Annotated in this window: 11 protein-coding genes; 5 read left to right on the top strand and 6 right to left on the bottom strand. The window is 44.9% G+C overall.

Features of this window, described 5'->3' with window-relative positions; genetic code table 11:
- Positions 1-69: 69 nt before the first annotated feature.
- Entirely contained in the window at positions 70-636 is a 567-nt protein-coding gene (locus AB4209_RS17835; protein WP_102320255.1) for a DNA-3-methyladenine glycosylase I, read from the top strand.
- A gap of 244 nt (positions 637-880) precedes the next feature.
- Here AB4209_RS17835 and AB4209_RS17830 read toward each other — a convergent pair whose 3' ends face one another.
- Entirely contained in the window at positions 881-2065 is a 1185-nt protein-coding gene (locus AB4209_RS17830; protein WP_017065338.1) for a cystathionine beta-lyase, read from the bottom strand.
- A 188-nt stretch (positions 2066-2253) separates the two neighbouring features.
- A complete protein-coding gene (gene cls / locus AB4209_RS17825; RefSeq protein ID WP_372056746.1) occupies positions 2254-3708 on the bottom strand; it encodes a cardiolipin synthase in 1455 nt (484 codons plus the stop codon).
- A gap of 366 nt (positions 3709-4074) precedes the next feature.
- Between cls and AB4209_RS17820 the strand changes: the two genes are divergently transcribed.
- The 4 genes from AB4209_RS17820 (at position 4075) to AB4209_RS17805 (ending at position 9167) form a co-directional block, all read left to right on the top strand.
- Positions 4075-5508, top strand: a complete 1434-nt coding sequence (locus AB4209_RS17820; RefSeq protein WP_050546918.1) for a sodium-dependent transporter — start codon at positions 4075-4077, stop codon at positions 5506-5508.
- Between the two features lie 204 nt (positions 5509-5712).
- Positions 5713-7329 (top strand): methyl-accepting chemotaxis protein, encoded by a 1617-nt coding sequence (locus AB4209_RS17815; RefSeq protein ID WP_102333160.1) that lies wholly within the window; start codon positions 5713-5715, stop codon positions 7327-7329.
- Positions 7330-7506: 177 nt separating this feature from the next.
- Positions 7507-8205 carry a TIGR01621 family pseudouridine synthase gene (locus AB4209_RS17810; RefSeq protein WP_372056744.1) on the top strand — a complete coding sequence of 233 codons (699 nt, stop codon included), beginning with the start codon at positions 7507-7509 and terminating at the stop codon, positions 8203-8205.
- Between the two features lie 8 nt (positions 8206-8213).
- The gene (locus AB4209_RS17805; protein WP_017060319.1) at positions 8214-9167 is read left to right on the top strand and encodes a class I SAM-dependent methyltransferase; all 954 of its coding nucleotides are present in this window, start codon (positions 8214-8216) and stop codon (positions 9165-9167) included.
- A 93-nt stretch (positions 9168-9260) separates the two neighbouring features.
- Here the strand turns inward: AB4209_RS17805 and AB4209_RS17800 are convergent, their stop codons facing one another.
- The 4 genes from AB4209_RS17800 to AB4209_RS17785 are packed head-to-tail and all read right to left on the bottom strand — an operon-like array spanning position 9261 to position 13356.
- On the bottom strand, positions 9261-9878 hold the full coding sequence (locus AB4209_RS17800; protein WP_017060320.1) for a CDP-alcohol phosphatidyltransferase family protein: 618 nt from the start codon (positions 9876-9878) through the stop codon (positions 9261-9263).
- Complete coding sequence (locus tag AB4209_RS17795; protein ID WP_017065359.1) at positions 9868-10518, bottom strand: ATP-binding cassette domain-containing protein; 651 nt, start codon at positions 10516-10518, stop codon at positions 9868-9870. Before AB4209_RS17795 ends, AB4209_RS17800 begins: the two co-directional genes overlap by 11 nt.
- Positions 10484-12184: an ABC transporter permease gene (locus AB4209_RS17790; protein WP_372056742.1), complete on the bottom strand. Its 1701-nt coding sequence runs from the start codon at positions 12182-12184 to the stop codon at positions 10484-10486. Before AB4209_RS17790 ends, AB4209_RS17795 begins: the two co-directional genes overlap by 35 nt.
- Positions 12185-12189: 5 nt before the next feature.
- Positions 12190-13356 carry an ABC transporter substrate-binding protein gene (locus tag AB4209_RS17785; RefSeq protein WP_017060323.1) on the bottom strand — a complete coding sequence of 389 codons (1167 nt, stop codon included), beginning with the start codon at positions 13354-13356 and terminating at the stop codon, positions 12190-12192.
- Positions 13357-13416: the final 60 nt, after the last annotated feature.

The raw sequence follows: 13416 nt of genomic DNA, 5'->3' as shown, positions 1-13416 counted from the left end.
CTTAAGTGAACGGCATTACCCTAATTGGGGCATTATTTTTATGTACGATTACTAAAAGAGATCATCGAAATGGAAGCTAATACAGTGGATAGAACGTGTGCATGGGCGCTTAAACATGAGCTTGAAAGGGAGTACCACGATGCAGAGTGGGGCGTGCCTGTTTATGATGACCAAGTTCTGTTTGAGTTCATTACTTTAGAAGGTGCTCAAGCCGGTCTGAGTTGGATTACGATCCTGAAAAAGCGAGAAGGGTATCGTGCCGCGTTCGATGATTACGATCTAAACAAGCTAGCTGAGTTGAATGAAGACAACGTGCCGCACATCATTGAAAACTTCGATGTGGTTAAACACAGGGGTAAGATTGCTTCGGTATACAACAATGCACGAGCAACGCTTGAATTACAGAAAGAGTTCGGCTCTCTTTCTAATGCCTTATGGCAATTTGTTGATAATGAAGTGATCGTGAATCAATGGACCGAGATGTCTCAAGTTCCCGCTTCTACCGAGCAATCTAAAGCGATGAGTAAGTTTTTGAAGAAGAGAGGCTTTAAGTTTGTAGGAGAAACAATCTGTTACGCATTTATGCAAGCAACAGGTATGGTCAATGATCATTTAGTCGGTTGCCCACACAAATAAAGTGTTATTTATTTCAGCGGAACAATCACTTAGAAATTGAAAAATTCATAGCCATTTTTTCATCGCTCTGAGATCTTTAAGTGGATGTGCTTTAAGGTTCAATATTGGCTTTGAAAGCTTCTGGACTATGAGCGGTTTGTATTATGAGCTGAAGTATCTGAATATGAGTATTTTGAGTTATGCTTTAAACAGAAAAAGGCAGGAATATCCTGCCTTTTTTGCATATTAGACCTATCGTCTCAGATTAAATCAGAGCGCTATAACGTTCTAATCCCGCCTCTAGATCAGCAATCAGGTCATCAACATCTTCTAACCCAATATGAACACGTATCAAGGTACCTTCGAAATTAGGATTGGCAACAGTTCTCAAGCTGTCAAAACTGCTTGGTTCGTTAGCTAGAATCAAACTTTCAAATCCACCCCAAGAGTAACCCATACTAAAATGTGTCATTCCATCAAGTAACGCTGTCGTCGCTTTGATATTAGAGTTGTTTAGTACAAAAGAGAACAAGCCATTACCGCCAGTAAAATCTCGTTTGAAGAATTCATGGCCTGGGCAAGACTCAAGAGCAGGGTGACGAACGTGGTTAACTTCAGGACGAGTCTCTAACCATTTTGCGACCTTCAAGCTGCTTTCTGCGTGTTGGCGTAGACGCACATCAAGAGTACGAATGCCGCGAAGCCCTAAATAAGCATCATCAGGTGAGACACATTGCCCCATCAAGTAACTTTGCTCTCTTAGTTGATCCCAGCATTTCTCATTGGCGACTGCCGTACCTAGCATCACATCAGAGTGACCCACGATGTATTTGGTCGCTGCTTGAATCGAGATATCAACACCAAAATCAAACGGTGAGAAGTTCACGCCAGCCGCCCAAGTATTGTCTAGCATAACGATGATGTCATGTTCATGAGCGATACGCGCTAGTGTTGGAATATCCTGCACTTCCATGGTGACAGAGCCTGGAGACTCAGTAAACAGCACCTTAGTGTTTGGCTTGATAAGGTCTTGGATACCTTCACCAATCGTTGGCTCGTAGTAAGTTGTCTCTACCCCCATCTTTTTCATGATGGTGTCACAGAAATCACGAGTAGGTTCGTAGCAGGTGTCAACCATTAAAATATGATCACCTGTTTCTACAAAAGAGAGAATGGCATTAGAAATGGCGGCCGTACCACACGGGTACAGTGCACAACCCGCGCCGCCTTCTACTTCAACCATCGCATCTTGGAAGGCAAAATGAGTGTTGGTTCCACGACGTCCGTAAAAAAGGGTCTTGTTAGCGCGGTTAATCGTAGCTTTACGCTTCTCTTCTACTGAGTTAAATACGACAGTTGAAGCGCGTTGTACTGGTGGGTTAACAACACCATTGGTCCACTTCTTATCACGACCGGCAGTGATAAGTTTAGTGGTTTTGTTCTCGGACATGCTGTGAATTCCTTATCAATCGGTTATGTCCTATTTAAAACATGCGAGTAGCCATCAAAGCAAGAGGGAAGAGAGAGTTTTTAACGTTTTCTTTTGCTTTTTAACTTTTCCTCGATTTGTGATGAAAAGTTAAAAAGCGATCGCAAAGATACTATTCGTTGCCAATGGTGGTCGGCGAGCGAGGAGTATTAGAGCAACGGGTTGAATAAATAGAACAGTCTCTCAAAGAAGCGGTTACGTAAATTTCTCTGTTCCCACTGCTCTAATTCCACGGGATGAGATGATTCAATATAGGATTGCTGTAAATCAAACAATTGCTTGGTGAAGTGTACGTCGTCAACGGCAAGGGTTACTTCAAAGTTGAGCCACAAACTGCGCATGTCGATATTGACGGTTCCGATCAAGCAAAACTCTTCATCGATCACTACCGATTTGGTATGAAGAAGGCCACCGTAAAATTCATAGATCTTTACGCCAGCTTCAAGCAACTCGGTATAAAACGCACGAGAAGCCCATTTAACCATTAGTGAATCGTTATTGTGTGGAATGATCAGTTCTACAGTTACGCCGCGTTGAGCTGTCATCTTAAGTGTTTCGAGTAAGTCAGCACTTGGCACAAAATAAGGTGTAGTAATACGTACAGAATGATTCGCTTGATTGATGGCGATGGTCAGTACTTGTAAGATCAAATATTCCGGCATGCCAGGGCCAGACGGCACTACTTGAACCGGATGATGTGTCATGATTTCTTCAACTGGGCATTCAGGTATATCAGGGAGAATGCGTTCACCAGTCTCAACTTCCCAATCCCAGCCGTGAATAGCGGATAACACATTAACGGTTGGCCCAGTCACTCTGACCATTACATCAATCCATTGACCAACGCCTGAGTTTTGTTTGAAGTGAGCCGGGTCAACCATGTTCATTGAACCCGTATAGGCGATAGTCTCGTCAATCACAATGATTTTGCGGTGTTGTCTTAAATCTAGGCGACGTAAAAAAATACGCCATGGGCTCACCTCCAATGCTTGTACAACCTGTACACCCGAGTCTTTCATCATTGCGAGCCAATGGCTTTTGAAAAAGCGTGGGCTACCTGCTGAATCGAGCAAAACTTTAACATCTACGCCACGTTTTGCAGCGCGAATCAGCGCAGAGGCAACCGAATCGGTCAGGCCACCTGGATGCCAAATATAGAAAACCATCTTGATACTGGTTTGTGCATTTTCTATATCTTCGATAATTGCGTGTAGGATCTCGTTTGGTGAAGATTGCAGCGATAGAGTGTTTCCACTGAGTGCAGGGATGCCCATTCGATTGTTACAAAGCTCGTCAATCTTATGGATAGGGGAGCCGACTTTCCCTGGTTGGTGAAGTTGGCAATCATTCAATTGACGGAACCAGTCGCCGAAAGGGGTAAACATACGATGAGCGCGTTCAGCCCTTTTTCTGCCTAGGTTTAGCTCACCAAAAAGGAAGTAACAAGCTACACCAACAATCGGGATAATGTAGATAACCATTAGCCAAGCAAGAGAAACGCTGACAGAGCGTCGTTTTAGTACAACACGAAACGTCACACCGGCTACGAGAACCCAGTACAAAACAACAGAGGCCAAAGTTAAAAAATGATAAAGCTTATCCACATTGAATACTCGAAAAAAGAGACACTTAGATAGTAATGCTATTTAACGGATATGGGAATTTAAGGAATCAACTATTTACAAAATAGAGCAAAAGATGTAAATAGGTTAAAGTTGTTAAGTTTTGGTCAACTTAAGAAGAAAACGATTGTTTTGTATGAAAAGTCGGCATTTAACCATAAAAATTTACATCTTTAACGAAATTTGTACGGTATGCTCTTCCAATTTTATTCTTAAACTGGTTTACTTGCTAGACAACGAGCGTCAATCAAATTTTTTAGGTGTGTAAATTTATTTATACACCTTCCTTTTAAAGACGCCACCCAAAGCAAAACACAACATCACATAACACAAAAGTTTGGAGTACACGTGGCTACTAGTAATACAACCACAACACCCCGCGATACCTGGGGTTCGAAGTTAGGATTCGTAATGGCTGCAGCAGGTTCTGCTGTTGGCTTAGGTAACATTTGGAAATTCCCATACACAGCAGGCGAAAGTGGCGGTGGTGCATTCGTTGCCATTTACCTGTTTTTTGTAATTTTTATTGGTTTCAGTGTCATGCTGACTGAATTTGCGATTGGCCGTCATACGCAAAAATCAGCAGTAGGTGCATTTAAAACAACTGACCGTCGTTGGACGTTCGCTGGCGTTATCGGCGTATTCAGTGGTCTACTTATCATGGGTTTCTACCCAGTAGTAGGCGGTTGGTCAATCGCATACATCGGTAAAATTGCAGGTGGTCTTCTAGACGCACCAGAAGCAATTGGTGATAGCTTTGGTGGCTTTATCTCAAACCCAGTTCAACCACTAATGTGGATGGGCTTATACCTACTACTTAACGTTGTTATCGTTATGAAAGGTATCTCTGGTGGTATTGAGAAAGCAGGTAAGATCCTGATGCCGCTTCTTTTCATTATCCTTATTGTAGTATCAATCAAAGGCATTATGCTTCCGGGCGCGATGGCTGGTCTTGAGTTCCTATTCAGTCCTGACTTCTCTAAAGTAGACAGCAATGTAATCCTAGCCGCTCTAGGTCAAGCATTCTTCTCTCTAAGTCTTGGTATGGGTTGTATGATGACATACGGTTCTTACCTTAAGAAGAAAGAGAACCTAGTTCAGACAACAGCAATGGTAACCGCAATGGATACTGGTGTTGCTATTCTAGCTGGTGTTGCAATGTTCCCTGCAATGTTCGCGTTCGGTATGGAACCTGCAGCGGGCCCTGGTTTAGTATTCGTTGTTGTTCCTCAGCTATTCGCTGAAATGGGCGGCGTAGTTGGTCTTCTATTTGCTCTTATGTTCTTCGTTGGTTTGAGTGTTGCGGCACTAACATCTTCAGTATCTCTACTTGAAGTTGTGGTTTCTTACCTAATCGATGAGAAAGGCATGAAGCGTGTAACAGCGGTACTGTCTGCAAGTGTTGTAATGGCGATTCTATGTATCTTCGCTTCTCTATCACTTGGCGGCTTCGGTCCAACACTGTTTGATACTGGCGCGTTCGACATTTTCGACCTACTAACGGATAAGATTTTCCTAGCGGTTGGCGGTATGTTGGTATGTATCTTCGCTGGTTGGAGACTAAACCGTGCTGACCTAGAGAAAGAAATCACTAACGATGGTGAAGTATCTTTCCCACTATTCGGTCTATGGTACACGCTAGTTAAGTACATCATCCCAGTAGCTATCGCAATCGTTGCATTCATGGGTATCTCTTCTGGCTTCGACAGCGGTAAAGGTGCAATCATGCTACTAGGTATTGGTATTATTGCTGGCTCTGCGCTTATCTCTAAGAAGCTATAGTTTTAAGAAGCTATAGTTTTAAGAAGCTACAATCGCGAGCTAAAGTAAGTTAAGAAACGGGAGCCAATGGCTCCCGTTTTTTTATTCAAATACTTAATTCTTATCAAAAAATAAAACATTACATTCACTAAAGTTATCCGTCACCTAGCCGATATATTGAATATCAAGAATTTTTGATCGGTATTTAATTTAGGTAGGTGTTGTGTGAAATTGTCAGTGAGAAAGAAACTGTATGCCGGTTTTGGCTCTATATTGGCGGTGCTTGTTACGTTAGTCAGTATTGTATGGATAGAAGTTATCGGCGCGCACCAGAGCGCAGATGAAATTAGAATGGACGATGTTCCGGGTACTGTTACCTACCTGGTACTGATTGATGAAGCGGGTGATGTATACCGAGATGCGCTTGGTGCAATTACACTGGTTGATAACGCACTCAATGATTATCGAACCAGCAAGAACGAATTTGCTCAAGCTATCGAGCAGGCTAAGCGTTTGGAGAGTAGAGGTTCGGAAGACCACCGCCGTATTCAGCGAATTGAAGACCTGATGGGGCGTTTCACTCAAGAGTTTGAATCAAAGCTTGTGCCGAAGATCAATGATGAAGCTGCACTACTAGCCAATATTCAACAGCTACGATCTTTGTATGAGAGCAATCTTATCCCTATTGAGAACTTACTGGATCAAGCGTCAGCAAGTGAGCGCGCAGATACAGAACAGTCACTACTGACACTAACCGACACGTTTACTACCATCGAGCGCACTATCATGGTGTTGTCTGCTATTGCGATTGTCTTTGGTTGTGTGATTGCGTATCTATTGTCTAGCTCTATTACCAATCGTCTTACTCGTGTAGAACAAGTAGCACGACGTGTAGCAAATGGTGACCTAACGGCAGGCGACATTATTGATGATTCTGGTGATGAATTGGCTGAACTGGCTAAGTCGATTAACCAGATGCAGAAATCACTAGTAGACCTATTAGGTTCAATCTCGTCTGTGACTCACCAAGTCCAATCGGTGACAGGGGAGCTCTCTTCTATTAGCCAAGACATCGTTACTGGTGCATCAGCTCAAGCAGACAAAGCTAACTTGATTGCAACGGCTGCTGAAGAGCTAAGCTTGACCATTTCTGAAGTGGCGCAGCAAGGTACTTCAACTTATGAAGAAGCACGTCGCTCAGAAACCTCTGCAGAAGATGGCCGCAACGTGATTGTTGAGATGGTGGCGAGTATTCAACAAGTGTCGACTCAAATGAGCGATATGTCGTTGCAAATGAATACTCTAGGTTCTCACGGTGAGCAGATTGGTAGCGTTATCAAGGTAATCGAAGACATTGCTGAGCAAACTAACCTGTTAGCTCTTAACGCTGCAATTGAAGCGGCACGTGCAGGCGAGTTTGGTCGTGGTTTTGCTGTGGTAGCCGATGAAGTGCGAGCGCTAGCAGAAAGAACAACCAAAGCGACACGAGAAGTCTCGGGCATCATTCAATCGATTCAATCGGGCACTCAAGAAGCGGTGACTTACACTCAAGATAACTGTCGTTTAGTTGAGATTGGTGTTGAGCAAAGCTCAGGTGCTGTTTCGGCTCTAGAAGCGATTGTGAGCGGTGCGGGCAATGTACAAAGCATGGTTAACTCTATTGCGACTGCGGCAGAAGAACAGACGGCTGTGACCAAAGAAATTGCAGCGGACATTACCGCGATTAGCGATATCTCTGAGCAATCTCTGCAGCTAGCAACTCGTAGCTCCGAAAATACATCAGGCTTGAACGCTAAGGTTGCTGAGCTAGAAGCATTAGTTGGTAAGTTTAAACTGGCGTAAAGCGGTAGCTTGGTTCTATTTACCTATTGGTAATCGAGTAAAGACCACGCACTGATCGCTAGTTGCTGAAAAGAAGCCCAACGATTCAATATTTATTGAGTGAGTTGGGCTTTTTCGTAGCTGGAATCTGGGTTCAGACGCGGTATACTCCACGTTCTACAATGGAGCTAGCCTTTAATGTTCGATATTCTTCTGAACCACTCTGATTTTTTACTTATCAATAAGCACCCTGGAGTCAGCGTCCACAAAGACGATGGCGATACCATGTTGCTTCAAGAAGTTGCTAAGGCAATTAATGAGCCTAAGCTGTATCTCGTTCATCGACTAGATAAAATGACTTCGGGCATTCTGCTGCTGGCAAAAAATGCGTCGGCGGCGAGCGAGCTTTCACAGCTATTTGCAAAGCGTGAAGTAGAGAAATACTACCTTGCGATCGGTTCTAAGAAGCCAAAGAAAAAGCAAGGTTTGATCTCAGGAGACATGGAGCGTTCACGACGCTCAAGTTGGAAACTTCTGACATCCAAAGAGAGCCCTGCGATTACTCAATTTTTATCAGCAACGGCTGAACCCGGTGAGCGTTTGCTTTTATGTAAACCCTATACGGGGCGAACTCACCAGATCCGTGTCGCGATGAAGTCGATTGGCTCAGCCATTGTTGGTGACCCTATTTATAATCCATCGAGTGAGGCTGACAGAGGTTATCTGCATGCTTTCGCGATTCGATTTATCTATCAATCACAAGCCTACGAATATGTCTGCGATCCAAGAAGCCTAAACTCCTTGGGTGAGAAGTGGTATCAGGAAACCGTGTCGAACGGTTTGGACAGTTGGCTTGAACCTTGGTCATTAACTTGGCCAAAGCTAAACACTAAGTGAGTGAAATAATGGAAGCATCAGCTTTACCTCTGTTTTTTAGTCATATTGAACAGCAACTTAATGAAGTACCAAACGAACTACGCCGTATTTTCCACGGGCGTGGTAAGTTTTGGCCTGGTCTAGAGCAATTGACATGTGACTGGGTTGATGGACAGCTATTGGTTAACGTGTTTAAAGAAGTAGACGACGAATTCTTGTCATCTCTAAAAGCTGGATTGGTTCAACTCACCAACAAAGATATCTGGCAATCAAAGCAGGGCACAAGCATTGTTCTGCAACACCGTTATGCTGATGGCGCGCCTTCAGAGGTTCTATGGGGCGAGTTGAATGATTCTCCGGTTGTGGTTGAGCATGGTCTTAAGTACCAATTAGACATTGGCCGTAATCAGAACTTCGGTTTGTTCCTAGACATGCGTAATGGTCGTCAGTGGGTACAAGATAATGCTCAGGATAAGAACGTTCTTAACCTGTTCGCATACACTTGTGGTTTCTCTGTCGCGGCTATCGCTGGTGGTGCTCGTCAATGTATGAACGTGGACATGTCTCGTGGCTCGTTGAATAAAGGCCGCGATAACCACCGTCTGAATGATCACGATATGCGCTCGGTTAACTTCCTTGGCTACGATATTTTTAAGTCGTGGGGAAAAATCAAGAAGGGCGGTCCTTACGAGCTCGTTATCATCGATCCACCTTCGTTCCAAAAAGGCAGCTTTGCTCTAACCAAAGATTACAAAAAAATCTTACGTCGTTTACCTGAACTTCTAACTGAAGGCGGTGAAGTGATTGCGTGTGTGAACTCACCAGCAGTATCACCAAACTTCCTGATTGAGACGATGGCAGAAGAAGCACCAAGCGTTGAGTTCATTGAGCGTCTGGACAACCCGCCTGAGTTTGTCGATGTCGACCTTGATTCAAGCCTAAAGGTATTGAGGTTTAAAATCACGGCTTCAGCTGAAGCTTGATGTCATGATTTAGCGGGCATTATCCATACTAATATAGAAAACGCCGCTCACAATGAGCGGCGTTTTTATAGATGCAAGAAACTAACTCATTTATTAACTAGCTTGGTTTTTTAGTGTCTGAAAACCAAAATAAATACGCATGAACGTGGTTAGCCAACAAGCTGCACCAAAGGTGTAAGCGATAACCGCAAAGTGTTGAGGCCAAATACAAAACGCGATGAAACAAGCGATGGTTTCAGTGCCTTCGGTTAGCCCTGACATGTAGTACAGAGACTTATGCTTATAGACTGGGTTTTCAATGCCTCGCTTGCCTGCCATAACCGCAAACGCTAAAAAGCTGCTGCCTGTGCCGATAAAAGAGAAGATCAAAAATGCACCGGCAATGGCGTTGTGTTCTGGGTTGGCAATGACAAATCCAAAAGGGATCAGCGAGTAGAATAGGAAATCTAGGCTGATATCGAGGAAACCGCCCGCATCACTAATGCCTTGGATTCGAGCCAAGGCTCCATCAAGCCCATCACATACTCTATTAAACACAATGAAGCCTAACGCCCACTCATATTGTTGAAATGCCAACGCTGGAAACGCTAAACACCCAATCAGAAATCCGAATAACGTGGTTTGATTGGCCGTGATACCCAATTGGTTTAGTAACTTAGCAGACTGATTTAATGGCCACTTAATGACCTTAATGGAGTACTTATCCAGCATGGTTACTTCTCCATGGCCAAGACAGTACTTCTGCCCCTTGAGGTACATCGGCTTCGTCGTGCGTGACCATTAATGTAGGGATATTCGCTTTGGTCAGCTGTTCGAAGACCCAATCGCGAAATTGTGCTCTGAGCTCTTGGTCTAACTTACTGAACGGTTCGTCAAGCAGGGCGAGTTTAGGCTTGGCTAACAACATACGAGTCAAGCTTATTCTTGCGCGTTGACCGCCGGATATTTGATCCGGGAAAGATTCAGCTAAGTGAGTTAGCTCTATGTCTTTTAGTGCAGCCATTGCTTGTTTTTGGCGAGCGGAACCTTTAACAGAGTTCGGTAACGAAAAGGCCAAGTTTTCCCATACTTTGAGGTGCGGAAACAACAAGTCATCTTGAAACAAAATACCGACTTCACGCTGATGTGATGGAAGCTCGTCGAGCTGAATATTGTTCAACACAACGGTGCCAGAGTACGAAAACTCTTCACTTAAGTGACCAGCAATCGCATCCAGTAAGGTCGACTTTCCACAGCCACTCGGCCCCATCAAAGCCAGTATTTGGCCAGATTCTAATGTGACGTTTAGCGCTGAGAACAGCGAATCTCCATCGGTTTTACGGATGGCGAGGTCGTTGAGGTACAGACTCATTACTTAGGAAACCTTTAAAAGTAAGACGGCGATATCTGAGTTGAAGTCGGCTGACTAATATCGCTAAAGAGAAAAAGAACAGAGGCAATAGGGCCTGCCAAATGGCATAGATTGCTGTCACCCTGCGGTCGAAACCACTGGTAAGTGCAACGGCTTCTGTGGTGATCGTGCTAATACGGCCCGCGCCGAGCATTAATGTTGGAAGGTATTGGGCCAAACTCACGCTGATCCCGACCGCCCAAGCAAAGGCAATCGCAGGAAGCAAGATTGGTAGTTTGATCGAATACCAACTCTGAAATGGCGATTTACCTAGGCTCAGCGAGGCTTTAATCAACCCATCATTGAAGCTTTTCCACGGGCCATCCAAAGACAGATACACGAACGGGAAAGCAAAGAAAACATGCGCCCAAATCACCCAGAACTCATAGGCACTACTGCCGATGTAGAAGGTCGTGACTTGCATACCAAACAACACTGAAAGCTGTGGTATTAGCATTGGAATAGCGATAATGAAGCCCGGAACTTGCCACTTGTATTTGATTCTGTATTCGTGAGCCACCAGCGCAAGCAACAAAGCGACTGAAGCGGCAATCAGACCAATCCATAAGCTTTGACCCACAGTACTCATGATGGCATCCCACTCGAACTCCCAGAAGCGCATGCTGTAGCGGCTCGGCAGTAAATCAGGGAAGCGCCAACGCTGAGCAACGCTCCAAATTACCATTAAAGGAATGATCAGCAGTGAAAGGCTAGCAAGGACAGTGAATACCGTTTTCCCCGGAAGGTTTGCCCCTGTTCTTCCGGAATACTGCCAAGTTCGAAAGTACTTAAGAACCGCCCATTCAACTAAACGCGCCAAGGCGATGATCAACGAAGCTAAACCAAACAAAACGATGGCACCAGCAGCAGCTCGCGGAAGTAGGTTAAGATCCGGATCGTTGAACCATTGCCATACCAAAACGGCAAAGGTCGGCGGGTTGGTTGGGCCTATGATCAAAGCAATATCGACAACCGAGACACTGTAAGCGAGTACCGCCAGCATTGGGAAACGAAGCTTGGTAAACCATTGTGGGAAAATACATTTCCACCAGATCTGAGCGCGGCTGTAACCGAGCGATGCACTGACCTTGGTGATACGCTCTACATCAATTTGCTGAAGTATCGAAATGCTCATCAGCAATAAGAAGGGGACTTCTTTGAGTGCGAGCATAATAATTAAGCCGAACGCGTATGGGTCTTTCACCAATAACGCCAATTCAGAGCTGGTAGCCGATTCGCCGAGCAAGTGATGTACCGCTCTTGCGCCAAGCCCCGTTGGACTAAACAGAAAAGCAAAGCCGATAGCGAAAGCTACATGTGGAATGGCAAGCATTGGCGATAGCGTAAACTCAATCTTTCTCCAAAACTTGTTTCCCCAAGAGGCTTGAAGAATACAAAAGGTCAGGAAGCAGGCTATATAGCTGCTTGCAATTGCTGAACCTAGGCTTAAGCCAATAGAGTGCCAAGCCCCTTCCCATTGAAAGACTTGGCTAAAACCGTTGAGTGTCGGCTCCTCTAAACCAAGGGGCGGGATGAAACTCAGTGACGAAGCCACGACTCCCGCTACTCCAGGAATGGTCGGGATAATGCATACAGCTATAACAACAAAATATAGAGCGCGTAGCATGAAGACTAGTTACCGTATCGCTTAAGCCACTCTTTCTCGAGCGCGTTTTGCCAGCTAGGGTGTGGTTCATCAACCGATTTAAATTGCTGGGTGTTTTTAGCGCTGCCAGTCAGGTATTTGCTGCTCAGAACCGAAGGATCGCCCCAAACATTGAGGTCACCCTTGCGAGACTGTGCTTCCGGGCTCAATAAGAAGTTAATGGTCACTTGAGCACCTGCGGTTGCATTGGCGTTCCAAGGAATCGCAAGGAAGTGAATGTTAGATAGAGCGCCGCTTTCTAGAGCATAAGCCTTAGTGGTTTCGGCTAAGCGACCACTGGCTTGTGCTGAATAAACAGAGTTTGGATTAAACGTAATCGCGAGATCGATCTGTCCGTCATCCAGAAGTTGGATGCTTTCCGATGTGCCTGCTGGGAACTGCTTTCCACCGCGCCACGCCACTTTATGGAATTTATCTAAGTAAGCCCACAGTGGTGCCGTTACTTCTTGGAAGTTGTCTTCTGAAACCGGCTGAGCCAGCGCAGGGTTATTGTTTGTTAGTTCAATCAGTAGTGACTTAATGAAGCTCGTGCCATGAAACTCTGGTGGGCGAGGGTAGCTTAAGCGGTTCGGGAAAGCCTGAGCGTAGCTTAACATCTCAGAGAATGATTGTGGCGGGTTGTGAAGTGTTTCTTGGTCATGAATGAACACCAGTTGTCCCACGCCCCACGGTGCTTCTAAGCCTTCTGTCGGCTCTGAGAAATCAACATCAATCGGCAGAGACTTATCGACATACTGCCAATTTGGAAGTGATTCCGTAAATGGCCCAAACAATAGCGCGTTGTCTTTCATCGAACGGAAGTTCTCGCCATTAATCCAGACGATATCGACGCTGCCTTCACTGTTCTTTCCTGCCGCTTTTTCAGCAAGCAGTCGAGTGGTGGTTTCCGCAATATCGGTCACTTTCACATGCTTTAACGTGACACCGTAGTCACTTTGTAATTTCTTGCCTGCCCACTGTAGGTAACGATTGATCTCTTGGCTTCCGCCCCAAGCGTGAAAGTAGACAGTTTCTCCCTCTGCCTGCTGTTCTATTTGGTTCCAGCTGTCGGTGGATGTTGCTTCATCAGCATAAATGGTTGCGCTGTATGCAACGGTTGCCATGATTCCTAACGTACTTACTATCTTGTTCATAAACTTTTCCATTTGGTAGTGAACGGGCAAGAGCATTGTATTTTCGAACTCCCTAGTGCG

Origin of the sequence: Vibrio sp. 10N.286.48.C11 (assembly GCF_041469805.1) — a bacterium.
Classification (GTDB): domain Bacteria; phylum Pseudomonadota; class Gammaproteobacteria; order Enterobacterales; family Vibrionaceae; genus Vibrio; species Vibrio crassostreae_C.
The sequence above is the reverse complement of the archived record's forward strand: the minus strand, read 5'-3'. Positions and strand labels throughout refer to the sequence as shown.